Annotated in this window: 21 protein-coding genes; 13 read left to right on the plus strand and 8 right to left on the minus strand. The window is 71.9% G+C overall.

Annotated elements, in window-relative coordinates:
• The first annotated feature begins 81 nt into the window (after positions 1 to 81).
• Positions 82 to 996 carry an SDR family oxidoreductase gene (locus FLW16_RS30665; protein ID WP_142563606.1) on the plus strand — a complete coding sequence of 305 codons (915 nt, stop codon included), beginning with the start codon at positions 82 to 84 and terminating at the stop codon, positions 994 to 996.
• Between the two features lie 46 nt (positions 997 to 1,042).
• On the opposite strand, the gene FLW16_RS30670 is transcribed toward FLW16_RS30665, so the two are convergent.
• A complete protein-coding gene (locus FLW16_RS30670; RefSeq protein ID WP_142563607.1) occupies positions 1,043 to 3,250 on the minus strand; it encodes a sialidase family protein in 2,208 nt (735 codons plus the stop codon).
• A 170-nt stretch (positions 3,251 to 3,420) separates the two neighbouring features.
• On the minus strand, positions 3,421 to 4,554 hold the full coding sequence (locus FLW16_RS30675; RefSeq protein ID WP_142563608.1) for a cellulose binding domain-containing protein: 1,134 nt from the start codon (positions 4,552 to 4,554) through the stop codon (positions 3,421 to 3,423).
• Between the two features lie 585 nt (positions 4,555 to 5,139).
• Here FLW16_RS30675 and FLW16_RS30680 point away from each other — a divergent pair.
• The 7 genes from FLW16_RS30680 (at position 5,140) to FLW16_RS30710 (ending at position 12,868) form a co-directional block, all read left to right on the plus strand.
• Complete coding sequence (locus tag FLW16_RS30680) at positions 5,140 to 6,495, plus strand: cytochrome P450 (RefSeq protein WP_142563609.1); 1,356 nt, start codon at positions 5,140 to 5,142, stop codon at positions 6,493 to 6,495.
• Entirely contained in the window at positions 6,492 to 7,388 is an 897-nt protein-coding gene (locus FLW16_RS30685) for a terpene synthase family protein (protein WP_142563610.1), read from the plus strand. Before FLW16_RS30680 ends, FLW16_RS30685 begins: the two co-directional genes overlap by 4 nt.
• Entirely contained in the window at positions 7,381 to 8,973 is a 1,593-nt protein-coding gene (locus FLW16_RS30690) for a prenyltransferase/squalene oxidase repeat-containing protein (RefSeq protein WP_260615740.1), read from the plus strand. The genes FLW16_RS30685 and FLW16_RS30690 overlap by 8 nt, the downstream gene beginning before the upstream one ends.
• A gap of 230 nt (positions 8,974 to 9,203) precedes the next feature.
• Complete coding sequence (locus tag FLW16_RS30695; RefSeq protein ID WP_260615741.1) at positions 9,204 to 11,486, plus strand: nitrate- and nitrite sensing domain-containing protein; 2,283 nt, start codon at positions 9,204 to 9,206, stop codon at positions 11,484 to 11,486.
• Positions 11,483 to 11,917 carry a roadblock/LC7 domain-containing protein gene (locus FLW16_RS30700; RefSeq protein ID WP_142563612.1) on the plus strand — a complete coding sequence of 145 codons (435 nt, stop codon included), beginning with the start codon at positions 11,483 to 11,485 and terminating at the stop codon, positions 11,915 to 11,917. The genes FLW16_RS30695 and FLW16_RS30700 overlap by 4 nt, the downstream gene beginning before the upstream one ends.
• On the plus strand, positions 11,914 to 12,288 hold the full coding sequence (locus tag FLW16_RS30705) for a DUF742 domain-containing protein (RefSeq protein ID WP_142563613.1): 375 nt from the start codon (positions 11,914 to 11,916) through the stop codon (positions 12,286 to 12,288). The genes FLW16_RS30700 and FLW16_RS30705 overlap by 4 nt, the downstream gene beginning before the upstream one ends.
• On the plus strand, positions 12,269 to 12,868 hold the full coding sequence (locus FLW16_RS30710; RefSeq protein WP_142563614.1) for an ATP/GTP-binding protein: 600 nt from the start codon (positions 12,269 to 12,271) through the stop codon (positions 12,866 to 12,868). Before FLW16_RS30705 ends, FLW16_RS30710 begins: the two co-directional genes overlap by 20 nt.
• Positions 12,869 to 12,898: 30 nt before the next feature.
• Here the strand turns inward: FLW16_RS30710 and FLW16_RS30715 are convergent, their stop codons facing one another.
• Positions 12,899 to 13,780, minus strand: a complete 882-nt coding sequence (locus FLW16_RS30715) for an SDR family oxidoreductase (protein WP_142563615.1) — start codon at positions 13,778 to 13,780, stop codon at positions 12,899 to 12,901.
• Positions 13,781 to 13,864: 84 nt separating this feature from the next.
• On the opposite strand from FLW16_RS30715, the gene FLW16_RS30720 reads away from it, so the two are divergent.
• From FLW16_RS30720 to FLW16_RS30735, 4 genes are all read left to right on the plus strand, one after another.
• Entirely contained in the window at positions 13,865 to 14,443 is a 579-nt protein-coding gene (locus FLW16_RS30720) for a TetR/AcrR family transcriptional regulator (protein WP_142563616.1), read from the plus strand.
• 397 nt (positions 14,444 to 14,840) lie between these two features.
• The gene (locus FLW16_RS30725; RefSeq protein WP_142563617.1) at positions 14,841 to 16,127 is read left to right on the plus strand and encodes an extracellular solute-binding protein; all 1,287 of its coding nucleotides are present in this window, start codon (positions 14,841 to 14,843) and stop codon (positions 16,125 to 16,127) included.
• Between the two features lie 7 nt (positions 16,128 to 16,134).
• A complete protein-coding gene (locus FLW16_RS30730) occupies positions 16,135 to 17,061 on the plus strand; it encodes a carbohydrate ABC transporter permease (RefSeq protein ID WP_142563618.1) in 927 nt (308 codons plus the stop codon).
• Positions 17,058 to 17,915: a carbohydrate ABC transporter permease gene (locus tag FLW16_RS30735; RefSeq protein ID WP_142563619.1), complete on the plus strand. Its 858-nt coding sequence runs from the start codon at positions 17,058 to 17,060 to the stop codon at positions 17,913 to 17,915. The genes FLW16_RS30730 and FLW16_RS30735 overlap by 4 nt, the downstream gene beginning before the upstream one ends.
• Here the strand turns inward: FLW16_RS30735 and FLW16_RS30740 are convergent.
• Positions 17,905 to 19,422, minus strand: coding sequence for a glycosyltransferase family 39 protein (locus FLW16_RS30740; protein WP_142563620.1), 1,518 nt, complete (start codon positions 19,420 to 19,422; stop codon positions 17,905 to 17,907). The genes FLW16_RS30735 and FLW16_RS30740 overlap by 11 nt on opposite strands.
• 118 nt (positions 19,423 to 19,540) lie before the next feature.
• Here FLW16_RS30740 and FLW16_RS30745 point away from each other — a divergent pair, with 118 nt between their 5' ends.
• On the plus strand, positions 19,541 to 20,365 hold the full coding sequence (locus FLW16_RS30745; protein ID WP_142563621.1) for a GNAT family N-acetyltransferase: 825 nt from the start codon (positions 19,541 to 19,543) through the stop codon (positions 20,363 to 20,365).
• Between the two features lie 112 nt (positions 20,366 to 20,477).
• On the opposite strand, the gene FLW16_RS30750 is transcribed toward FLW16_RS30745, so the two are convergent.
• From FLW16_RS30750 to FLW16_RS30765, 4 genes are all read right to left on the minus strand, one after another.
• Positions 20,478 to 21,191 (minus strand): hypothetical protein, encoded by a 714-nt coding sequence (locus tag FLW16_RS30750; protein ID WP_142563622.1) that lies wholly within the window; start codon positions 21,189 to 21,191, stop codon positions 20,478 to 20,480.
• A gap of 159 nt (positions 21,192 to 21,350) precedes the next feature.
• Positions 21,351 to 23,381, minus strand: coding sequence for a multicopper oxidase family protein (locus tag FLW16_RS30755; protein ID WP_142563623.1), 2,031 nt, complete (start codon positions 23,379 to 23,381; stop codon positions 21,351 to 21,353).
• Positions 23,378 to 23,869, minus strand: coding sequence for a DUF6220 domain-containing protein (locus FLW16_RS30760; protein WP_185949660.1), 492 nt, complete (start codon positions 23,867 to 23,869; stop codon positions 23,378 to 23,380). The genes FLW16_RS30755 and FLW16_RS30760 overlap by 4 nt, the downstream gene beginning before the upstream one ends.
• Positions 23,870 to 24,062: 193 nt before the next feature.
• The gene (locus FLW16_RS30765) at positions 24,063 to 24,995 is read right to left on the minus strand and encodes an alpha/beta hydrolase (RefSeq protein ID WP_142563624.1); all 933 of its coding nucleotides are present in this window, start codon (positions 24,993 to 24,995) and stop codon (positions 24,063 to 24,065) included.
• Between the last annotated feature and the right edge of the window lie 10 nt (positions 24,996 to 25,005).

Consider the following 25,005-nt stretch of genomic DNA (forward strand, 5'->3'; position numbering starts at 1 on the left):
AAAGCACGCGCTGCCCCCAGGGATCGCGACTAAGCCGCGGTCCCCGTTTTCTGTCGGTGGCGTGTGCCACCATGCCGTCTCATGACGAACAGCCTGACGGGAAAGGTCGCGCTGGTCGCCGGGGCGACTCGGGGCGCGGGACGCGGCATCGCGGTCGAGCTGGGCGCGGCGGGGGCGACGGTCTACGTGACCGGCCGCAGCACCCGCGAGCGGCCCTCGGAGATGAACCGGCCGGAGACCATCGAGGAGACGGCCGAGCTGGTGACCGCCGCCGGCGGGCGGGGGATCGCCGTGCCGGTGGACCACCTCGACCGCGAACAGGTGCGGGCCCTCGTGGAGCGGATCGACGCCGAGCAGGGCGCGCTCGACGTGCTGGTCAACGACATCTGGGGCGGCGAGCTGCTGTTCAGCTGGAACGACCGGCTCTGGGAGCACTCGCTCGACGACGGCCTGCGCATCCTGCGGCTGGCGATCGACACGCACATCATCACCAGCCATTACGCGCTCCCGCTGCTGATCCGCAAGCCGGGTGGCCTGGTGGTCGAGGTCACCGACGGCACGGCGGAGTACAACGCGGCCAACTACCGCGTCTCGTTCTTCTACGACCTCGCGAAGACGTCCGTGATCCGCATGGCGTTCGCCCAGGCCAAGGAGCTGGCGCCGCACGGCGCGACCGCGGTGTCGCTCACCCCGGGCTGGCTGCGTTCCGAGCTCATGCTGGAGCACTTCGGCGTGACGGAGGCCAACTGGCGTGACGCGCTGGTCAACGTGCCGCACTTCGCCATCTCCGAGACCCCGGCCTTCGTCGGACGCGCGGTGGCGGCCCTGGCCGCCGACCCGGAGGCGAGCCGCTGGAACGGGGAGTCGCTGTCCAGCGGACAACTGGCCCAGGTGTACGGCTTCACCGACGTGGACGGCAGCCGCCCCGACTGCTGGCGCTATCTCGTGGAGGTCCAGGACCCCGGCCGCCCCGCCGACGTCACCGGCTACCGGTGACGGGGGTCGACGTCCGGCGGCGGCTCGGCGAGGCGGCTCGCACCGTTCAACGGGTGCCGAGGGTGGCCGTGACCAGGGTCCAGTCGATGTGAGCCTCGGCCGCGTTGCCGCCCGCCGTCCCCGCCACCCAGTGCGCGACCTGCGGTGTCTCCCTGCTGTCCGGCACCACCCAGGTCGCGCCCGTGTCCGCGCCGTCGCGGTGCAGGCGGGCCACTCCCGCGCTGTCCACGGTCACCTTCCAGGTGGCGGGTCTCCCGGCCTCGGGGAGCGTGAGGATCCTCTCCCAGGTGCCGGATCCCTTCGTCATCGTCCACACGCCGCCCCGCTGCACCGTCAGCATGAGCCGCCGCGCGCCGTTGGCGACCTTCGTCCCGAGGCTGACCCCTCGTCCGGTCCGCGGGTCCAGGGCGCTGTCGTCGATCACCCGGGCCCGGAACTCCACAGTGAAGTCGCACGCCCTGGTCACGTCGAGGGGCAGCACGGCTGCGACGACCCCGCTCGTGGCGCTGCGCAGGCGCAGGCCGCCGCCCATGAGAGCCGCCCCCCGGTCGAGTGTCCATCCCGTCCAGGAGCCGCCCGCCACGTGGTCGGTCACCTCGACCAGCTCCAGCACGGCCTCCCCGTCGCCGCCGATCGACACGCCCGGTGAGCCGTCCGCCGACGGGACCGTCCACCGCGCTCCGGGCGGGCCGGCCGGCGGAACGGCCTGCGCGGTCGCGGTGCCCGCCGCGTCGACGATCACCCGCCACCGGTCTTCCACCCCGGGGACGGGCACCCATCCGTCCGCCGTCAGGGCGTGCGGCCCGTCGGGCCGTACGGCCATCCTGAGGAGGCGCGTGCCCGTGTTCACCTCGATCGCCAGGCCGTCGCCGGAGCTCGGGAAGCGCGTCACCCTGCCGTGGAAGGTCAGGACGAAGCCCTCAGACGGTCCGTACGGGCGGCTGATCCGCCCGGAGGTCAGGCGGAGACCGCGGGCGTCGTCAGGGGAGGAGCCCGCCGGGGCCGGGCCGTCCTCGCCCAATGATCCCATGTCTTCGGCGCCGCCGCTCATGGTCCACCCGCCCCAGCCGGGGGCGATCCCGGTGAAGACGTCGGCCAGGTCGAGGCGGGCGAGCTTGATCTCGATCTGGTTGTGCTCCCAGACGACGAAGAACCGGCCCGGCTCGTACTCGTCGGCCGACGCGTAGACGTCCCAGCCGCGGGCCGCGCCCTGGGTGAGCCGCCTGCCGTCGGCGAAGAGCCGCCCCGGGCCCCACGGTGTGCCCGGGCGCCTGACCTTGTAGTGGAGGACCTCGCGATACTGGTCGGGCTTCGCGGAGGCGGGGCCGGTGAACGGCCCGGCCAGCGTGTTGTAGACGGTCAGGTAGCGATCGAGGGCGTCCTTCGTGAAGAAGGTCTTGACGTAGTAGTTCGGCAGCTCGGGGTTCACGGCGAAGGCGGACCAGGTGAGCCCGCCGTCGGTGCTGGTCGCGGTCGCGGCGTACGCGGCGTGGGTGCGGTAGTGGGCGTCCTTGTCCGCCGCGGTGCCGCCGCGCAGCGTGCGCGCGACCATGAGCAGGGTGCGCGGGTCGTCCTGTGACACGACGACCTGCGGCTCCTCGACGGACAGGCCGGGCGGGTTGTCCGCAAGGGCGCCCGGCGTCCAGGCGACCAGGTCGGCCGAGCGCAGCACGCCCGCCCTGGTGGTGCCGCTCGCCGCCTGCCAGTACGGCACCAGCCAGACGCCCTCGTACCTGACCGGTTTGCCGGCCACGACGACCCCACGGGAGTTGGGCGGCACGGCGACGGAGACGGGGTGGTCGGCCCAGGTGCGGCCGCCGTCGATGCTCCTTCGGGCGACCATCGTGACCGGGAAGCCGTCGACGTTTCCCGCGGCGTCGCGGTCGGCCGCGACCGCGATCCGGCCGAGCAGCGCCAGCAGCGCGTCGCCGTCCTTGAGGAACACCACGTAGTGGTAGCGATGGGTGGAGGTGGCCGCCGCGAGCGTGCCGGTGGTCCAGGTGCGGCCGCCGTCCCCGGACCGGGCGTACATGATCGCGCCCTGGTCGGTGGGGGAGGGGTCCACGGGGTCGGCCACCCCGGCCCGCCAGGCGACCACGAGGCGGCGGGCGTCGAGGGCGGCGACGTCGGGGACCCGGTTGCCCTCGTGGGCGAGCTCGCGCACGGAGCCGGTGCCGCCGTACACGGTGACGGGGTCGCGGACGGCGGCGCCGACCACGTCGATATCCGGCCATGACCGGTCAGAGGGGATCACCCGCACCAGGGAACACGGCCGGGGACCGTGAGACGGCGGCTGTCACGAACAGTTCGGAACACGTGCATCCCGCCGTAAGCGCGCTCCCCCGGGCCCGCATAGGGGACACCGGGGGACGCACGCCTGCCGGGCGGGCCGACCGCGCCGGCAGAGGCCCGGCCCGAACGAGGTCAGGCGGCCGCGCAGGCGGGCGTGGGGGCGGAGTTGGAGGCGTTCCAGGAGGCGATGAAGCCCAACGTGGTGCTCGCGCCGGCGCCGAGGGAGCCGTTCCAGCTCTCGTTCTTCACGGTCACGCTCGCCCCGCTCTGGGTGGCCTTGCCGCCCCACGCCTGGGTCACCTGCTGCCCGTTGGCGAAGGTCCAGGTCACGGTCCAGCCGCTGATCGGAGCGGTGCCCGTGTTCTTGACCGTGACCTCACCCTGGAAGCCGCCGCCCCACTGATTGGTGATCTTGTAGGTCGCACTGCAGCCCGAGGGCCCGGACGACGGCGAGGCCGAGGGGGACGGTGACGGAGAAGGCGACCGGGTCGGCGAGGGGCTGGGGCTGGGGCTGGGGCTGCGGGTCGGGCTGGGGCTGGGACTCGGGCTGGGACTCGGGCTGGGGGACGGCTGCGCGCCGCCGAGCAGGGCCGCGAGAGCGGGGTACCACTTGTCCGCCATCTTCTGGTTGCCGCTGTCGCTGGGGTGCACGCCGTCGTAGGTGTCCGTGCTCGTGCTGAAGCCGGTCCACTGGTCGACGACCACGATCGGGGAGGCCGCCGTGGTCTTCGAAGCGGCCCAACCAGGGATCGCGCTGTTCAGGGTGACGGCCCGCTGGGCGCACTCGGGGCAGGTGCTCGGGTTCATCGGGATGATCTGGGCGACCAGGATCTTCATGTTCGGGTTGCTCGCCCGCATCTGGTCCACGAGCTTGCCGTAGGCCGCCAGGATCGTGTCGGTGGGCTTGTTGCTCCACACGTCGTTGGTGCCGAAGTGCATCATCACGATGTCGGGACGGGTCGCCGAGAGCCAGGCCGGGAGCTGGTTCTGGTCGGCGACGTTCGTGACGAGGAAGCCGCCGTGGCCCTCGTTGTCGCCGTCGTACGGCACCCCGCATCCCTGCGCGGGCAGCGTCCCGACCATGTCGATGTTGGTGAAGCCTCCGTTCTGCAGCTTGTTCCACAACAGGGCCCGCCAGCAGCCGGGCGATCCGGTGATCGAGTCGCCCAGGGGCATGATCCGCACCGCGGCCGCCTCGGCGGGCCGGGCGACGAGCAGCCCGAGCACCATGAGCAGGGCCGCCACCACCGCGCTTCTCTTCGACATCGCATCTCTCCCTCGTGCCGTCCGGCGCGATGGTAGAGAGCGGCGCGTCGCCCGCCCCAGGGAGGAGGCGCGGAAAAGGCCCTGACCAGCGGGGATGTATGTACGTTTCACCCGATGTCTCGCCGGTGGGCGGTCGCGTCCACCGCTGACCCCACAGGGCACTCCAGACGCGGCCGCCACCTCGTTCATCGCCTGCGGCGATGCCGGGTTCCACCTGGCAGCACGACCGAATATGCTGCACGTCGGTCTACTTTTCGCACGTCACCGAGAGGATTCGGTCCCCATGTACAAGGAGTTCCTCGGCGAGGTCGTGGTGTGGCTGATTCCCATCGTCATCCTCGTGGGCATCGCGCTGCTGGTGACCAGCCACGCCTGACGACACGTCCTGAGGAGGGCCGGGCCATGAGGCCCGGCCCTTCCCTTTTTCCCGGAAGGTCAAACCCGTCTCTAGCGGCAAATCTGGCTATGTACGCATCTACGGCCACACCGGCACAAAAGTGTCACTGACCTGCATTGTTGATCAATCCGATTGGATCATGTGATACTTCGCGAATCGGCGTGATCGTCAGGTGGGGAGCAGACCGGATGTCGATCCATGTAGGTCCGAAGCCGACCCGAAATGCGGACATTCTTCCCTTCTATCGGTCTCTCGCGAGGCATCCGCGCGATCCGGTCTCCGCCTTCGAAGAGGTCGGCAGGCAGGCCGACGGCAGGCTCGTCCGGCTCAACATGGGACCATTCCGGCCCTACCTGGTGACCCACCCGGACCACGTCCAGCACGTGCTGCGGACCAACCAGCCCAACTACGTCCGCGAGGGCATGTTCTGGGATCCGCTGGTCCCGCTGCTGGGTGGCGGCATCCTGTCGGACGGCGAGACCTGGCAGGACAGCCGCCGGGTCCTGCAGCCCCTGTTCACCGCGAAGTACGTCGACTCGCTGGCCGAGCGCATGGCCGAGATCGTCGCGGAGCAGATCGACGCGATCGTGCGCCCCGGGGAGCCGTTCGACGTCGTCGACGGGATCTCGGCCATCGTCCATCCGACGATCGTCCGGCTCTTCTTCGGCGACCGGATCTCGAGAGAGGACATCGCCCGCCTCATTCCCGCGTACGAGGTGGCGGTGACGGCCACATGGCCGCGCCTGCTGATGCCGTTCGTGCCGGACTCGGTCCCGCTGCCGGGCGACCGGCCCTTCCGCCGGTCCATCGAAACGATCAACAGTGTTGTGTACCCCCGGGTCCACGAGGCCCGCCGTACGGCGGCCGACGGCAAGGATGTGGTCTCGGCGATCTGCCGCGCCCGCGCGGGCGACCCGGGCGAGGCGGGGGACCGGCGGATCAGGGACGACATGGTCAGCATGCACGGCGCGTCGACCGAGACCTCGGCGACCGCGCTCACCTGGGCGTGGGTCGCCCTCGACGCGCATCCCGAGCTGGCGGAGAAGGTCTACGCGGAGATCGACGAGGTGGTCGGGACCGAGACGGTGGGGCCGTCCCATCTGCCCGAGCTGCGCTACCTGAAGATGTTCCTGTCCGAGCTGGTGCGCCTGTACCCGCCGGGCTGGATTCTGCCGCGGCAGGCGGTGGAGACGGACGAGATCGGCGGAGTCACGGTCAAAGCCGGCTCCACGGTGATGCTCAGTCCCTACCTCACGCACCGGCTCGAGGGGTTCTGGGACCGGCCGGAGGAGTTCGACCCCGAGCGCTTCGCGCCGGAGCGGGAGCGGCGGCACCGCTGGGCCTACTTCCCGTTCGGCGGCGGCCCCCACCAGTGTCTCGGCCAGCACCTGTTCATGATCGAGGCGCAGCTGCTCATGGCGGGCCTGCTGAGCCGCTACCGTCCCGTGCTCACGGCGTCGAGGCCGGTCCGGCCGCGGCTCGCCTCCTCCCTGCGGCCGAACCAGAAGGTGAAACTCACGTTCGTCGAGCGTGCCCGCACATGATCGCCGAGCACCTCGCGGAGCAGGAGACGGCTCTCGCCGCGGATCTGGGCAGGACGTGTGCGCTCGCCACGCGGTGCCAGCGCGATCTCCAGACCTGCGCCGCGGCGTACGGCGAGCTGTTCCCGGCCAGGCCGTTCGATCCGGCGTTCTTCGCCGCGTTGTCGATGGTCACCGCGTTCGGCTCGCCCTGGGCGTCGCCGGACGAACTGCGCGCGGTCGGCCGCGCGTCGCTGTGGATCTTCGCGGTCGACCGCCTGGTGGACCAGGTCGCCGGCTCGCGCGCGGAGGCCGAGGCTCTGGTCGCCGAGTGCCTGGCGGCGGCCGAGACCGGCCCGGGCGGGGACGCCCCCGCCGTGGTGCGCTTCCTCACCGACCTGCGGGACGACCTGGCGACGGCGCCCGCTTTCGCCGCCCTGCGGGCGGTCTGGCTCGACCGGCTCGGGCGGACGCTGCGCGCGATGGTGCGGGAGTGGCGGTGGAAGGAGGAGGGCGCGCCCGTCTCTCTGGACGAGTACCTCGACGGCGCGGACGGCTGCGGGTCCTCCTTCGTCAACGTGTCCCACTGGATCAGGACGGGAGACCCCTGGACGGTCGGCCACATCGACGAGCTGCTGCGGGTCGGCGACGAGGTGCAGCGCTACCTGCGCCTGCTCAACGACCTGGCCACCCGGGAACGGGAGCGCGGCCAGGGCGACGCCAACGCGCTGGCCTTCGGTGCCGGCGCCGAGGAGGTGACCGCGCGCATGAACGAGATCCGCGGCCGCTGCCTGACTCTTCTCGGGCCCGTACGGGCGCGCAGCCCGCGCGCCGCGGCCTACCTCGAACGACAGATCGGTTTCAACACGGGCTTCTACGGGCTCGTGGACTATTGGGGCGAGCTTGAACGTGAGTGATGTCTCCCTTGCCGGACAGGTGGACGAGCCGGTGGACGTGCCGGCGGCCGCGGGCGAGTTGATGCGGGACCTGATGTCCCGGCCGTGGGGCCACGTGTCGCCGTCCGTCTACGAGACCGGGCGGCTCGTCACCCTGGCTCCCTGGCTCCTGGGCCACGACGAGCGGGTGGCGTACCTCGTCGCCACGCAACGACCTGACGGGTCATGGGGCGTGCCCGACGGCTACGGCCTGGTCCCGACCCTGAGCGCCACCGAGGCGTTGCTGTCGGTCCTCACCAGGGGCGACCACGGCGTGGACCGGGACGTCCTGATCGGCGCGGTCCGGCGCGGGCTGCGCGTGCTGTCCGGCTGGCTGGCGGAGACGGCGGTCGTCACGCTGCCCGACACCCCCGCGATCGAGATCATCGTGCCGGCGCTCGTGTCGCTCATCAACGCGCACCTGGACGGCCTGAGCGAATGCGAGATCGGCCGTCTGCCGATCCCCGAGGGGATGAGCGAGGGGCCGCTCACCCTGATCCGGCAGCGCCTGGAGTCCGGCGCCGCCCTGCCGGACAAACTCCTGCACGCGCTGGAGGTGGCCGGCCGATCGGCGGCCAGCGCCCCGGCCGTCCACCCGACCTCGATCGGAACGGTCGGAGCCTCGCCGGCGGCGACCGCGGCCTGGCTGAGCGGCAGCGCCCTGCCCGATCCCGGCCACCACGCCCGGCGCTATCTGGAGGCGGTGGCGCTGCGGCACGGCGGCCCGGTGCCGGTGGGGCTGCCGATCACCGTGTTCGAGCGCGGCTGGGTGCTGAGCTGGCTCGCCCGGGCGGGTATTCCCTTCGACGTGCCGCCGGAGATGCTGGCCGATCTCCGCGCGGCGATCGGCCCCGAGGGCACGCCCGCCGGCGCCGGGCTGCCGCCCGACGCCGACACCACCTCGGTCGCGCTGTACGCGCTGGCGCTGCTCGGCGTGCCGTACGAGCCGGACAGCCTGTGGGCCTTCGAGACGCCGACGCACTTTTGCACCTGGCAGGGCGAGGAGGGCTCCTCGGTCAGTGTGAACGCTCACGTGCTGGACGCCTTCGGCCAGTACGCGGCGGCCCGGCCGGAGCAGGCCCCCCGCTACGCCATGGTGCTGGCCAGGCTCGCCGCCTGGCTGCGCGAGCGGCAGCGGGCCGACGGAAGCTGGGACGACCGCTGGCACGCCTCGCCCTACTACGCGACCGTGTCCTGCGCGCTCGCGCTGCACGAGTTCGGCGGGCAAGAATCGGTGGTCGCGGTGCGGTCGGCCGTACGGTGGGTGCTGGACACCCAGCGCGAGGACGGCTCCTGGGGCCGGTGGGGCGGCACCGCCGAGGAGACGGCGTACGCCGTGCAGCTCCTGCTCATGACCGGTCCCTTGACCGGCGACGAAGACCGCGCGGAGGCGGTGCGGCGAGGGTACCGCTACCTGCTGCGTTCGGCCGACCCGGCGGACGGGCCGGCGCTCTGGCACGACAAGGACCTCTATCTGCCGTTGGCGGTCGTCCGGGCGGCCGTGCTCGCCGCCCTGCATCTCGCACAGTCCAGTGGACTTGTTGTCCAACAAGCCGGTCAACTATGATCGCCTGGGCTAATCTAAATTTCGCTTAATTCGGACATGCCCTCGCTGGATCTTGCGGGTTGAGCGGTTTTCCAGCCCTTTGCTAGGGTGGCGCGAGGCGCGGCGCGGTCTTTTCGCTGGGCAGTCCGGGCTGCCCTAAACGGCGGGCGATTGTTAATGGCTGGTAAACGCGCTGTTAGGGCGTTCTGACTTCGCTGGGTGGTATGTCTATGCGCTTCCGGAATTCGCGTGTGCGAACCAAGGTCGCGGCCCTGCTGGTGTCACTGACCGCCCTGTGGGCGTTCGCGGCGTGGGTCACGGTCCGGGAGGGCGTCAACCTCATCTGGGCCACCACCATCGACAGCGGGGTCGCCCAGCCGAGCGAGCCGCTGCTGCTGGAACTGCAGCGCGAGCGCCGGCTGTCGGTGACCCGCGCCGGCGACCCCGCCCGGGTGCTGCGGAAGGAACTGCAGGACCAGCGCGCCCGCACGGACGCCGCGGTGGGCACCTTCAAGGAGTCGGCCACCAGCGACAAGGTCCGCCTCGCGGCCGACGACGCGCTGATGGTGCACCTGAACGACACGCTGCGGCGGCTCGACGGCCTGCGCGAGACCCGGTCGGCAATCGACGCCGGGCGCCTCGACCGCACGCGGACGGAAGACGCCTACAGCGACGTCATCGACGCCTTCGACGCGATGTACGGCGCGGTCGCCACGCTCGACGACGCCACGCTCGCCAAGGACGGCCGCACGCTGTCGGCCATGAGCCGGGCGCGCGAACTGCTCGCCCGCGAGGACGCGATGATCGCCGGCGTTTTCGCCGAGGGCCGGTTCACCGAGCAGGACCATCGGCAGTTCACGCAGATGGTGGGTGTCGCCCGGTTCGAGCTCGACCGGGCCGCGGCCGACCTGCCGCCGGCCGACCGCGCGGCGCTGGACAAGTGGAGGAAGTCGCCGTCGGTGACCACCCTCCGCAGTCTCGAAGACCAGCTCTCGCTCAGCAGGCAGGCCGGCCGTCCGCCGATGGTGGCGGAGACGCAGTGGCGGGGCGCCGCGGACGCGGCGATGACCCAGCTCCAGAAGGTGGTCATCGACGCCGGTGACGCGCTGGTCGAACGGGCCATCCCGGTCGCCGTCGCCGTCTTCACCCGCCTCCTGCTGGCCGGTGTGCTCGGCCTGGTGGCGGTCATCGCGTCGATCGTCCTGTCGGTCACCACGGCCCGGGCCCTGGTGCGTCAGCTGGAGAAGCTGCGCGAGGCCGCGCTCGAACTGGCCAACGAGCGGCTGCCCGGAGTGGTCGCCCGCCTCGCCCAGGGCGAGAAGGTCGACGTCAAGGCGGAGGCGCCGCCGCTCGACTTCGGGCCCGACGTCATCGGCCAGGTGGGCGCGGCGTTCAACACCGTGCAGGAGACCGCCATCCGCACCGCCGTCGAGGAGGCCCAGCTCCGGCAGAGCATCCGCGACATCCTGCTCAGCCTCGCCCGGCGTACGCAGTCGCTGGTGCACCGCCAGCTCACGCTGCTCGACGTGATGGAGCGGCGCGAGTCGGACCCGGCGGAGCTGAAGGACCTGTTCCGCATCGACCACCTCGCCACCCGCATGCGGCGCAACGCCGAGAACCTCATCGTCCTGTCCGGGGCGTCCCCCGCCCGCGCCTGGCGGCGCTCGGTGCCGATGGTCGACGTCGTACGCGGCGCGCTGGCCGAGGTCGAGGACTACACCCGCGTCACCGTGATGCCGATGGGGGAGACCGCGCTCATCGGACGCGCGGTGGGCGACGTCATCCACCTGCTCGCCGAGCTGATCGAGAACGCGGTGTCGTTCTCCCCGCCGTACACGATGGTGCAGGTGGGCGGTCAGGTGGTGGCCAGCGGCTACGCGATCGAGATCGAGGACCGCGGCCTCGGGATGAGCGCCGAGGACCTGGAGGCGACCAACCAGCGGATCTCCGACCCGCCCGAGTTCAACCTGTCGAGCACCGCCCGGCTCGGCCTGTACGTCGTCAGCCGCCTGGCCGAGCGGCACGGGATCAGGGTGTCGCTCAAGGCGTCGCCCTACGGCGGGACGACCGCGGTCGTGCTGCTGCCGCGCGATCTCGTCATCGAGGGCGGGGATGCCCTGCCCGAGGAGGAGACCGGCCCCGGTCGTCTCCCGCAGCGGGAGCCCGGCACTCGGAGGATCGCGCTGGTCGGCGCGCCCGAAGCGGTCCCCGGACCAGTTCAGGAGGTGGTTCCCGTGCCGAGGGCTCCCGAGCCGCCCAGGCCCGTGCAGAGCGCCCCACCGCCGGGCGGCGCCGATCCGGACAGGCCCGCGCCCTCGGCCGGGTTCACCCCGTCGGGTCTGCCCTTCCGGGTGCCGCAGGCCAACCTCGCCCCCGCGCTCGCCGACGAGTCGAGGAACGCGGACGAGGCGGAGGAGCAGGAGGACCGCTCGCCGGACGACATCCGGAAGATCATGGGCTCGTTCCAGTCGGGGACGAGGCGCGGCAGATCCGAGGCCGCGAAACTGCTGAGTGACGAGGAGGACAACCTGTGACGCAGAAGACCGGGGCCTCCGCGGACCTCGCGTGGCTGCTCGACGACCTTGTCGCGCGGGTCCGCGAGGTCGAGCACGGCATCGTGCTGTCCACCGACGGCCTGCTGCTGGCCGGCTCGCAGGGACTTCGCGTGGAGGACGCCGAGCACCTGTCCGCCGTCGCCTCCGGCCTGCAGAGCCTGGCGCGCGGCGTCGGCGAACGCTTCCAGGGCGGGTCCGTACGGCAGACCATCGTGGAGATGAAGTCGGCCTACCTGCTCGTGACCGTGGCGGGCCAGGGCGCCTGCCTGGCCGTGCTCTGCTCGGGAGACGCCGACGTCGGCCTGGTGGCGTACGAGATGGCCATGCTGGTCGTGCGCGTCGGGCAGTACCTCACCTCGCCCGCCCGGACCACGATCGACCGGGCCACCGGGAAAGAGGTCCGCCTGTGAACGCCGAGTGGAGCCCGGACGAGGAGCGCTTACTCGACGCGCCGACCATCCGGCCATACGTGATCGCACGTGGCCGTACGGAGGCGCAGGACCGCTTCGACCTCATCTCGCTCGCGGTGACCGTCCGGCCCACGACGGGAGCCGAGATCGGGCTGGACCCCGAGCATCAGGCGATCGTGCGGCTGTGCCGCAGGCCGCTTTCGGTCGCGGAGATCGCGGCCCATCTGGACCTGCCGGCCGGGATCGTCCGGGTCCTCCTCGGCGACCTGTTCGACCGGGGCTTCGTGGCCGTGCAGCAGCCCCAACCGGAGATGGACGTGCTCGACGAGCGGATGTACAAGGCGGTGCTCGATGGCCTTCGGGCGCTCTGATTCCGCGAAGAACCCGCCGAAGATGCCCACGGCGATCAAACTGCTGATCGCCGGAGGCTTCGGGGTGGGCAAGACCACGATGGTCGGCGCCGTGTCGGAGATCCGGCCGCTGCGCACGGAGGAGACGCTGACCGACCGCAGCGTCGGCGTGGACGACCTGTCCGGGGTCGAGGCGAAGGCGACCACCACGGTCGCCATGGACTTCGGCCGCATCAGCATCGGAGAGGACTTCGTCCTCTATCTCTTCGGCACCCCCGGCCAGGAGCGGTTCTGGTTCGTCTGGGACGAGCTCGCCCGGGGAGCGCTCGGCGCGGTCGTGCTGGCCGACACCCGCAGGCTCGCCGACTGCTTCCCCTCCGTCGACTACTTCGAGCGGCGGGGCACACCCTTCGTCGTCGCGGTCAACTGCTTCGAGGGCGCCCCGGTCTTCGATCTGGACGAGGTCAAGCTCGCGCTCAACCTCGGCCAGGATGTGCCGATCATGCTGTGCGACGCGCGCAAGCGGGAATCGGGCAAGGAAGTCCTGATCGAGCTCGTCAAGCACGCGTACGGCAAGCGCCCGACCGCCGCCGCCCGCTGAGACTCGTTCCTCCCGGCGGGTGAGGAGGCCTCAGGGCCGGACGTTCTCCAGGTCCTCCAGGAGACTGGGGTGCGTGGGCCGCCACCCGAGGACCTCGCGGGTGTGGGCGCTGGAGGCCGGCTGGTCCATGGCGAAGATCGGGCCGAACGGGCCGAAATTCTCCTGCGGCACCGCCTCGACCGGCAGGCCGAGCCGCCGGCCGATGACGGCCGCGATGTCCCGCACCGCGTCGCCCTCGTCGGCCACGGCGTGCCAGACCGTCCCGGCGGGCGCCGACTCGAGAGCCAGCCGGAACAGGACCGCCGCGTCGAGCGCGTGCACGGCCGGCCAGCGCTGGGTGCCGTCGCCGGGATAGCCGGACACGCCGGTGCGGCGCGCCTGATCCGTCAGCAGGCCGGCGAAGCCGCCCTCGCCCTCGTTGTGGACCGTGCGCGGCATGCGGACGGCCACGCTGCGCACACCGCGCGAAGCCAGAGCCAGCAGCGCGTTGACCGAACGGCCGCGACCGCCCACAGGTCCCTCGGTCGGGGCGGGGTCGGTCTCGGTGGCGAGGCGGCCCGGTACCCAGGGCGTGCCCGAGACCGCGACGATCGGCCGATCGCTGCCGAGCAGCTCCTCGCCCAAAGTGGCGAGAGCGGCGCTCTCCTCGGCGATCGACCGGGCGAGCGCCTCGTCGGTGCTGTAGTCGGTGCCGAACGCCAGGCTGATCACGCCGTCTGACTGCGCGGCGCCGGCCCGCAGCGCGTCGAGGTCGGCCAGCTGTCCGCGCAGCACCTGGGCGCCGGCGTCGGTAAGGGCCTGCGCGGACTTGTCCGACCGGGCCAGCGCGAGAACGGTGTGCCCGTTGGCGAGCAGTTCGGCGACGACGGCGGAGCCGATGGTGCCGGTGCCGCCGGTGACGAAAACGTGCATGAGAATCTCCCGAAGTGACGAGACCTTTGTCCCATCACCATACACACCCACGGGACAACTGTCCCATCACCTATGATGGTGGTCATGGCCCGATGGCAACCGGAGACGACCCAGCGACTCGTCGTCGCGGCCGTCGACCTGTTCACCGAGCAGGGGTACGACGCCACCACGGTGGCGCAGATCGCCGAGCGTGCCGGTGTCACCAAGAGCACCTTCTTCCGGCACTTCTCCGACAAGCGTGAGCTGCTGGTCGCCGGCCAGGAGACCCTGAGCCGGCTGCTCGCCGAGGGGATCGCCGAGGCGCCCGCGGACGCCAGCCCGCTCGAGGCGGTCGCGGCCGGTCTCGAACGCGCGTCCGGCGCCATGGGGCCGGCGAACCGCGAACTCGGCCCCCGCCTGAAAGCAGCCGTGGCGGCCAGCACCGAACTTCAGGAGCGAGACGCGCTCAAGAGCGTCGGCCTCGCCGCCGCCATGACCGACGCGCTCGTCGCCCGCGGTGTCCCGGACCCGACCGCGCATCTCGCGGCCGAGCTGGGCGTCCTCGCCTTCAAGCGGGGTTACGCCCTGTGGTCGGAAGGCGATCGTGATGACGCGAGAGGGCTCGCGCACCACGCGTTGGCCGCCCTGCGGGAGCTGCGCGCGGCGACGGCGTCGCTGGGCTGATCGATCTCGTGCCGCCGCCGGGGGTGTTCGGCGGGCGGGATGACGTCCTCGTTCGCCGGTGAAGTTTGGGCATATACGCCCGGTTTTTCCCACCCCTACTGCGATCACTGTTTACGTTTCGTGACAGGGTGAGGTTTGCGTACCTCGCTCCTCGCGCGGCCTGCGCCCGAGCGGGCGCCCGTTCGGTTTCGGCCGCCCGTTAATGCCGCCTGATTACTCCTCATTCATCCCTTTTGGACGTCGTCGACCGGCCGTACTTTCCTTCGCCGTCGACCGTGCGTAACAGGTGCACAACAGCCGTTGATATGAACCTAACCCCCCTGTAACCTCGGCCCCATCGCAGAAACTATCGGGCGACTGCCGAAAGTTTCGGTCGGAATCCAGAAGGGAAACCACCGTGAAGTTGAGTCGGCGAGGTGCGGCGCTCTTAGCGGCGTCGGCACTGGTCCTCGGGGGATGTGGTAGTACCGGGAACGACGCCGGCGAGAGCAAGAGCTCAGCCGGCGGCAAGGTGACCGTCGAGTTCTGGAATATCTGGACCACCGAACCCCTGAAGAGCTACGGCGCTCAGGCGATCAAGGATTTCCAGGCCGCGCACCCGAACATCACGATCAAGAGCGTTCCCTACGAGAACGAGGCGTTCAAGGCGAAGCTGACGACGCTCACCCAGTCCGGCAAGGCGCCGGACATCTTCCAGACCTGGGGTGGTGGCGTGCTCGCCCAGCAGGTGGACGCGGGCCTGGTCAAGGACCTCACCACCGACGCCGCATCCTGGCTCGGCACCTTCACGGACGCCGCCCTGTCGGCGTACAAGGTCGGGGACAAGCAGTACGCCATCCCGGACGACATCGGCATGGTGGGCTTCTGGTACAACAAGGCGCTGTTCAAGAAGGCCGGGATCGCCGAGCCCCCGGGGACCTGGTCGCAGCTCATCGACGACGTCAAGAAGCTGAAGGCCGCCGGGGTCACCCCGATGGCGCTCGGCGGCAAGGACAAGTGGCCGGGCCACTACTACTGGGCCTACCTCGCCATGCGGATCGGCGGCCTCGACGCCCTCAAGCAGGCCGGTGACAGCAAGGACTTCACGGGTCCGGCCTTCGTGCAGGCGGGGCAGAAGCTCAAGGAACTGGCCGATCTCCAGCCGTTCCAGAAGGGCTACCTCGGCGCGACGTACGGCGACCCGGGCGGCCAGGCCGCCACGATGGGCGACGGCAAGGCCGCCATGGAGCTGATGGGCCAGTGGGCGCCCGCGGTCCAGAAGGACGCAGGCAAGGGCCTCGGCGACGACCTCGGCTTCTTCCCCTTCCCCGCGGTCGACGGCGGTAAGGGCGCGATCACCGACGCCTTCGGCGGCGGCGGTGGCTTCGCGATCGGGGCCGACGCCCCGGCTGAGGCGATCGAGTTCCTGAAGTTCCTCACCGACAGCACCGAGCACCGCAAGCAGGTCGCGACCGGCGGCGTGCTCCCGGTGCTGAAGGGCGAGGAGGACGCGGTCACCGACCCGAACCTGAGCGTGGTCGCCAAGAACCTCGCCGGGGCCACCGGGTTCCAGCTCTACCTCGACCAGGCGTTCCCGCCGGCCGTCGGCCAGGAGGTCAACGACTCCGTGGCCCAGCTGATCGGCGGGACCAAGACGCCCGAGCAGGTGGCGCAGGCCATCACGGAAACCGCGAAGTCGGAGTAACTGTCGCGTGAAGACGACGAGACCCCGGAGCCTCAGGCTCCGGGGGTTCACCACGATCCTTCTGTTCCTGCTGCCCGCGCTCGTGCTCTTCTTCGGCCTCGTCGTGGCGCCGATCCTGCTCGCCTTCTACGCGAGCGTGTTCAAGTGGAACGGCATGCGCGGGCTGCCGACGGACTTCGTCGGCATGGCGAACTTCACCCGCCTGCTGGCGGACGAGGTCTTCCTGGGCGACCTGTGGCGCGGCCTGCTGCTGATCATCCTGTCGGTGGCGATCCAGCTTCCCCTCTCGCTGGGGATCGCCATGCTGCTCAACCAGAAGATCCGCGGCCGGGCGTTCTTCCGCCTGCTGTTCTTCGCCCCGTACGTGCTGTCCGAGGCGATCACCGCGGTCCTGTTCATGATGATCCTGTCGCCCACGGACGGCCTGGCCAACTACATCCTCGGCTGGTTCGGGATCGACCCCCTCGACTGGTTCGCCGACCCGTCGACGGTCATGATGTCGGTGTTCATCGTCATGACCTGGAAGTACTTCGGCTTCCACATGATCTTGTACATCGCCGGGCGCCAGGGCATCCCGAAGGAGCTCACCGAGGCCGCCCAGATCGACGGCGCGACGGGGTGGAAGGTCTTCCGCTACGTCACGCTGCCGCTGCTCGGACCCACGATCCGCATCAGCGTGTTCCTGTCGGTCATCGGTGCGATCCAGCTGTTCGACCTGGTCTGGATCATCACCGGCGGAGGCCCCTCGCACTCCTCCGAGACCATGGCCGTCACGATGTTCCAGTTCGGCTTCAAACGCTTCCAGGTCGGCTACGCGAGCGCGATCAGCGTGGTGATGTTCTTCATCAGCCTGGTGTTCGCGCTCTTCTACCAGCGATACGTCATGCGCCGCGACCTCGAAGGAGCCTCCACCGTGTTGAGGGATCAGCGATGAGTGCCAAGCGCCACAGGCAGTCGCCGACGTCGGGCGGTCCGCTGCGCAGCCTGTCCCTGCACGCGATCGTCGTGGTCACTGCGTTGTTCGTCGGTATCCCGCTGCTGTACGGCGTGCTGGGCGGCTTCAAGACCACCCGGCAGCTGTCGAGCAACCCGATCGGCCTGCCCAACCCCTGGGTGCCGGAGAACTACACGAGCATCCTCGCCTCGTCGTCGTTCTGGCGCATGCTCTGGAACAGCACCTACATCGCGGTGCTGACCACGCTCGTGGTCGTCGCGGTGTCCGCGCTGGCGGCCTTCGTGTTCGCACGCTTCGCCTTCCGGGGGCGCGAGGCGCTGTTCACGATGTTCGCCGCCGGGCTCATGTTCCCGTTCGCGGTGGCGATCCTGCCGCTGTTCGTGCTGCTGCGGATGTTCGGGCTGCTCGACAACCCGCTCGGCGTGATCCTCCCGCAGGCCGCCTTCGGCATGCCGATGACGATCATCATCCTGCGCGGTTTCTTCCGGGCCATCCCGGGAGAGATCGAGGAGGCGGCGATCCTCGACGGGTGCTCACCGTTCGGCTTCTTCTGGCGGATCCTGCTGCCGATGGCCCGGCCCGCGATCGCCACGGTCTCCGTGCTGGCCGTCGTCAACAGCTGGAACCAGTTCATGCTGCCGCTCGTGGTGTTCAGCGACGACAGCTTCTTCACCATCCCGCTGGGCGTCCAGCAGTTCCAGGGGCAGTATGCGACGGACATCGCCCGGGTCATGGCCTACATCGTGGTCGCGATGCTGCCCGCCCTCGGCTTCTACGCCGTGGCCGAGCGCCAGCTCGTCAGCGGCCTGACCGCGGGGGCCGTCAAGGGCTGACCCGCGTGTACAGCCGTACGGCGTAGCCGAGCACGCGGACGGTCCGCTCCCGGCGGTAGCTCTCCCGCAGCAGCAGCCGCTTGGCGGAGTCGCGCGAGGACGAGAGGTCGGCGGGTGCGGGGTGGGGACGGCTCACCACCCATACCCGCGGCGCCGCGCCCAGCGATGCGGCGATCTCGCCCGCGGGCAGCTCACGCCCGGCGAGCGTGCCCGACGCCGCGCCGCCGGTCCGCAGCGCCGCGTCGCGGACACCGCGGAACGAGGCAGGGTACGCCTCGGCGACCAGGCGGCGGATCGAGGGCAGGAACAGCACGGCGTCTCCGGGTCGCCGGCTCGACTCGATGATCCGCGCCACGGCGGCCGGGTCGTCCGGGCGGCTGTCGATCCGCCTGACGGCGGCCTGGTCCGGCAGGGACGCCCCCAGCATCAGAGCGGGCAGCGCCAGCGCCGCCGCCGCCCGCACCCACCCCGTCCGCGGCAGGAGCCGTACGGCCCGGGCGAGCCCCGCGCCCAGCGCCGGCGCGAGCCCCGCCATCGAGAACAGGACATAGCGGTCCTGGTAGAGCGGGTGGATCTGCGATACGACGAGCAGCAGGGTGGGCGGCAGGAGCGCCAGCGGCACGGCGAACGCGGCGATCCCGGGCGGCCGGCCCGCGCCGCCGGGTGCTCGTCCTGCGGCGGTTCCCGCCACGCCTCCCTCCCGATTCGTCGTCAGACCGAGCGCCACGAGCACGACGGTCGCCACGAGCAGCACACCGGTCCCGGCGAACCGCGTCACGAGGGCCTTCACCTCCGGCAGGCCGGGCCGCTCCAGCCACGCCACCTGGCCGCGCTGGCCGAACGCCGTCCACGCCACCGGCAGGACGGCGAGCAGGGCGCCCGCGGCGGCGCAGGCCCAGCGCGACGCCACGCCCTTCCCCCCACCTCGCGCCGCGGCGACGAGCACCGTGACCGCGTGCGCCGCCAGAGCCAGGACGGCGAGCAGGTTGAGCAGGCACGCCACGGCGATCGCCACGCCATAGCGCGCCCAGGTCGTCCGCCGCGACGGGGCGTGCAGCGCTTCGGCGAGCAGGCGCGTCGCCTCCACCACCGCCGCCGCGACCAGCGCGTACGGCCTGCCCTCCTGCGCGTGGAAGACGACGACCGGGGCGGCGGCGTAGGCGAGGCCCGCGTACAGACCGGCCGGGGCCGAGACCAGCCGCCGCCCGACGGCCGCGACACCGGCCGCCGCGACGGCCGTGGCGAGGACGGACGGAATCCGGATGACCACCTCCGCGGGGACGGCGTCCCCCACGAGCCGGATCAACGGGTGGAGCAGCAGGTAGTAGCAGCCGTGGACGGCGTCGACGTTCCCCAGCGTGCGCCACAGGCCGGGCAGCGCCCGCCCCGCCACGACGTAGGTCGTGGCCTCGTCCTGCCACATCGAGCCGCGCCGGACGCCCCACAGACCGCCCAGCAGCGCGGCCAGGGCCGCGGTGATCGGCACGGCCCGGTCGCTGATCCTCACGTGTCCTCCGCCTGCTCCGCCCGGCTACGTCCCGATCGGATGCCCTGGCGGGCGACGGGAGGATGAACGCGCCCTAAGGTGATCGGAACAAGGGGAGAACTCGCAGGGGGGAGCACCGATGGGGGAACCGATCGTCCGCCCCGCCGCCGACGCCGACATGCCCGGCGTTCGCGCCGTCGCCGGCCACTTCGGCCTCCTGGGCCTGTGGCCGGAGCGGCCGGACTTCGTGGACGCCGAACGCGCGTTCGGCGAGGTGCTCGTCGGCGAGGTGGACGGCGCGATCGTGGGGTTCGGCGGCACGCTGCGCCGGGGAGCGGTCACGCACCTCGGAGACCTGTTCGTCCTGCCGGACCACCAGTCGTCGAGGGTGGGCCGCACGATCCTGTCCCGCCTGCTGCCGAGCGGCACGCCCAAGGTCACCTTCGCGTCGGACGACAACAGGGCGCTCGCGCTGTACGTCAGGAACGGGATGCGCCCGCGCTGCCCGCTCTTCTACCTGAAGCGCAGGCCGCTAGGCGACCGGCCGGTGCGGCGCGACAGCGGTCAGGCGGCGCCGGGGGAGGCGGACGTCCACGCGGCGGCGGCCATGGACGCCCACGTCTCCGGTGGCGACCGGACCTCGACGCTCACCTGGTATGCCGGGCTGCCCGGCGTGACCCTGCACCTCAGCGGCTCGGGGTACGCGTTCGTCAGGACGGCGGGAGACAAGGTCGTCATCGGGCCGGCCGGGGGCGCGACCCCGCAGGACTGCGCCGACATCGTGCTGGAGTCGGCGAACGCCCACCCCGGCGCCGGGCTGGTCCACGTGGCGGTGCCCGGCACGCATCCGCTGCTTGCCCTGCTGCTGGACGCGGGCTGGCGCATCGGCGACATGGACACGCTGCTGACCAGCGAGGACTTCATGCGGATCGACTGCTACGTCCCGCACCCCGACCTCGGCTGAAGGCCGGCGTCCCTCGTCCCCGGCCAGGGGGACGCCGGGGACGAGGGCAGCGCGGCTTCAGCGCGTCCGGCGAGTGCCGGCCGGCGCGTCCGGGGCCTTGCGGCCCGGGACGTCACACCTTGCGGAGGAAGTGGGCGGAGGCCCATCCGGGAATGCCGCCGGCGCCGTCCACGGCCACCCAGCCGTGGGTGGCGTCGCAGGCTCCGGCGATGTTCCCGTCGGCCGGCCGCAGCTTGCCGACGCGAGCATGGCGGATGCCGGCGCCCTCGCGGACGTTGAGGAAGCTGCCCTCGCGCACGTGCCGGAGGCGGTAGCTGCACGAGAGCGAGGGCCGTCCGCTCAGGTCGAGCCTGTGGAGGTAGCGGGCGGCGGCAAAACCCGAGGTCCCGGCGGCGGTCTTCACCGCGATCCAGCCGCCGCTGGCGGTGCAGGCGCCGGAGAAGCCTCCGTCGGCCGGCCGCAGCTTGGCGACGGGGGCGTGGCGGACGCCGGCGCCCTCGCGCACGTTGAGGAAGCCCCCCTTGCGCACTCCCCTGAGCCGGTAGGCGCACACGACGCCGGGCCCCTGCCTGGCCTCGTGCACGACCTGCCCATAGGGCCCCGACGCGGTGGGTTCACCGGGGCCGGGCGGCCGGACCGTCACGAATCCCGAGGCGGGATGCCCCCGGACACCCGACGCCGGCTCGGCCGCGATCCCCGGCGTGAGGCGCCCCCCGGCGTCGGAACCGGCCTCGCCCGCGAGGGCCGGCGCGGGATGGCCTGCGACGAGCCACCCCGTGGCGGCCCACGCCGCCAGCGCGGGAACGATGCTCTTCGCCACTGTCACGATCTCTCCCTTCGGTCGGCATCGCCCACGCCCGGCCGGGGGGGATCCGGGCCGGTGATGCTCACCCGAAGTTCTGATCTGATTACCGAGCGTTTACACCTCGGTTGAATTCCCGCCTGGATTTTTTACTCGACACACTGGGGAAAAAGGGTGATTCACTCACCCGCTGTGCGCGCCGTGGAAGGGCGTGGTCACTCCCTCGTACGCCAGGTGCAGCATCATTCCCAGGTCGGCGTGGCTGAGGTTGTGACAGTGGTTCATCCACAGCCCCGGATTGGCGGCGCGGAAGGCCACCTCCCACACCTCGCCGGGCCGCACGTCGAAGGTGTCGAGCCACAGGGGGCTGCCGGTGACGGGGCGGCCGTCGCGCGAGAGCACGAGCACCCGATGGCCGTGGAGGTGCCAGGGGTGGGTTTCCCGGCCGCGGTTGACCACGGTGAGCCGGACCAGGTCGCCCTCCCTGACCACTTCGGTGGGGATGTCGGGGAAGGCGGCGCCGTTCACCGTGTGCGCGTACATCGGCCGGCCGTTCGTCAGCGCGAACCCCCTGTCGAGGACGAGCGTGAAGTCCCGGTCGAAGCGGCTGCGGGCCGTGTACGGCGTGGGGGCGGGGGCGCCATACCGGGTGAGATCGAGCTCAGGCCAGTCCGCCGTCCGGCTGCCGGCGGCGGGAACGGCGCCGGCGTCCGCCGTCGCGCTCGCGCCCTTCGCGCCGGCGCCGTCGCCGGGCGGTCCGCTCGCCGGGACGAGCCGTACGGAGTCGGTGCGGTCGTCGATCCGCAGGACGGCGGGGCCAGGCGGCATCGTGAACGCGAGGTCGTACCGGCCGCCCGCCGCGAGTCGCAGGCCGACGCGGCCGAGCGTGCCCGGCCCGTTCAGGTCCGTCCCGTCCACCGCCACCAGCCGGTAGGGCGTGCCCTCCAGCGTGAACCGGTGCGGCGTGTTGTCGGTGTTGATCAGGCGCAGCCGTACGGGCGTGCCGGGCGCGGCCTGCCGCACCAGGGGCTGGTCGCGATCGCCCGTCACCGTCGCACCGCCGAGAGTGTGCACGGGCAGCGTGAGGTCCAGTCCGGTGGCCGCGGTCCCCTTCGGCGTGACGACGAGCGTGCCGTAGAGCCCCATCCGGACGCCGAGGTCGGACACCTCGTGGGTGTGATACCAGTACGTCCCGACCTGGGCGGCGACGAACCGGTAGACGAACTCCCCGCCGGGCGGCACGGCCTCCTGGGTGAGGCCGGGCACGCCGTCCTCGCCCGAGGGCACGTCGTAGCCGTGCCAGTGCAGCGTCACCCCGGACGTGATGTCCGCGTTGCGCAGCCGCACCTCGACGAGGTCGCCCTGGACCGCGGTGAGCGGCGGCCCGGGGACCTGGCCGTTGAAGGTCCACGCCGACACCTTCCGTCCCGAGGACAGCGTGACGGTCGCCGTACGGGCCGTCAGCTCGAACCGGCGCACGGCGCCGCCCGGTGGAGGCACGGCGGGGCCGCGCAGGTCGGTCACCGGACGGGTCGCGCCTCCCATGACGGAGGCGGATCCGCCCGAGGCGGAGTGATCGTGGGAGGCGGAGCCGGTGGCGGCCATCGCGGCGGTCCCTCCGGGAGCGGAGCCCTCTGCCGTGGTTTCCGCGGAGGGAACGAACGCCAAGGTGGCTCCGAGCACGGCCGCCGCGGCGGTGGCCGCCGTCGCCGTCCGCAGCCCGGGGACGCGAGTGCTCATCGCTCTCCAGGTCCCCAGGACGGCCCCCGCGGCGACGGCCAGGAGAAGGAGAGCGGTGCCCGGGTCCGCCGGATATCCGATCAGGAAGGTCTGCACGATCCCGGCCGCCGCGGCGTACCCGGCGCCGAGCAGCGGGACCACGACCGCCGGCGCTCTGACGGCGTCCCGCGAAGCCGCGTCCGCTCGCCGGGCGGCGCGAAGCAGGCGCGGTCCGGCGAGTGCGGTGGCCGCGGCCCCCGCCGCGACGAGAAGCGGCAGGACGACGGTGATCTTCTCCTGCACGAACCACCAGCCGGCCCCGGCCAGGGCGAGGACGGACCAGACCCGGGCCAGGGACGCGACCAGGGCCACCGCGAACAGAGCCCCGGCCGCCCTCGGACGGCGGGCCGCGGCGGCCACGCCCGCGCTCACCCACGCCGCCGCGGTCAGGACCGAGACGAGCAGGTCGAGCGCCATGAGCCGGTCGGTCGTCATGAGGCGCGAACCGGACGGCCCTCCGCGGCGGCCTCCGACGGGGCGGGCTTGGCCGACGCGAGCCGTCGTGCGTTGCGGAACACCATGCCGCAGACGCCCATGACCGCCATGCCGTTGATGGCGTGCAGGCCGAGGATCGCCAGGGAGAGCGGCGTCGTGTTGCCGGTGCTGTCGTCGAACAGGCCGCCGAGCGCGACGATCAGCGCCTGCACGACGACCAGCCCGACGGGCAGGACGGTCAGCCCGATCTGGCGTCCCGGCGCCTTGGCGGCCGCCGCGGCGGCGGTGGCCACCAGCGACAGCACCGGGATGACCATCATGCCGTTCATGCTGTGCAGGGCGAACGAGGAGTCGTCCTGCGGTTTGTCGAACGCGCCGACGGCCGCGAGGTACATCTGCACCACGGCGGCGGCGAGCAGCAGTCCCGCTAAAGCGGCGTAGACCTTGCGCACGCTCTTGCTCCCTTCGGTCAGCGGATTGCGGGTCACGGGGATCCTGTCCCACGTGGCCGGCGGTGTCGTCCCTCGTCGAGAGACACGTCGGCTACCGCTGGGGGAGTACGCGGGCCTGGGCGCCGTCCGCCCCCTGGCGGTGTCTCGATGGTGCCGCCGGGGGCCGTCGGCGTCGTCGCACCCGGGGAGGCTCCCGGTGCTACCGCCGCCGTATCAGCGACGTACGCCCCTACGACCGGGGGAGTACGGCCGCCAGGCCCCGGGCCAGGGCGTGCGCCATCTCGGCGCGGGCGCGGCGGGAGACGGCGGCCTCCGGGGCGACATGGTCGAACACGTGGAACGTCCCGGTGGTCTGGTGGAGCTCTACCGAGACATTCGCCTGGAGCAGGCGGACGGCGTAGTCGACGGCCTCGTCGCGGAGGGGGTCGTACTCGGCGGTGAGGACGTAGGCGGGCGGGAGGCCGGTCAGGTCGTCGGCGCGGGACGGGGCGGCGTACGGCGAGACCCGCCCGGCGGGGAGATAGAGCGGCCACATCTGGGCGGCGGCGCGCGAGTCGAAGGCGGGCGTGCCGGTGAACCGGGTCGCCGACCAGGTCAGCAGACGGTCGTCCAGCGCGGGGCACAGCAGGAGCTGGAACGCGATGGCGGGGCCGCCGCGGTCGCGGGCCAGCAGCGCGAGCCCGGCCGCCAGACCGCCCCCGGCGCTGCCGCCCCCCACGGCCACGCGCGCGGGGTCGACGCCCAGCGACGCGGCGTTCGCCGACGTCCATTCCAGCACGGTGTAGCCGTCGTCGAGGCCGGCGGGGAAGGGGTGCTCGGGCGCGAGCCGGTAGTCGACGGAGATGACGACGCAGCGGGCCCTGCGGGCGAGGTCGAGCGCGCGGCGGTGCTCGCTGTCGAGACTGCCCATCACAAAGCCGCCGCCGTGGAAGTCCAGCAGGACGGGCGCCGGCTCGGCCGCCGTCGTCGGCCGGTAGATCCGGACCGGGACGCCGTCCGCCTGGTGGTCGGTGATCTCGACGTCGCCGGCGGGAGGAAGGGCGGCGACCGTCGCGCTCGCCACGGCGTACGCGGCCTTCCGCGCCGCGACGGGATCGGTGAAATCGGTGCGTGGCAGGCCGGCTGCGACGACGGCCAGTTCGGGGTCGAGGCGATAGTCCATATGAGGTCCT

It is taken from the genome of Microbispora sp. KK1-11, assembly GCF_006874435.1.
Classification (GTDB): Bacteria; Actinomycetota; Actinomycetes; order Streptosporangiales; family Streptosporangiaceae; genus Microbispora; species Microbispora catharanthi.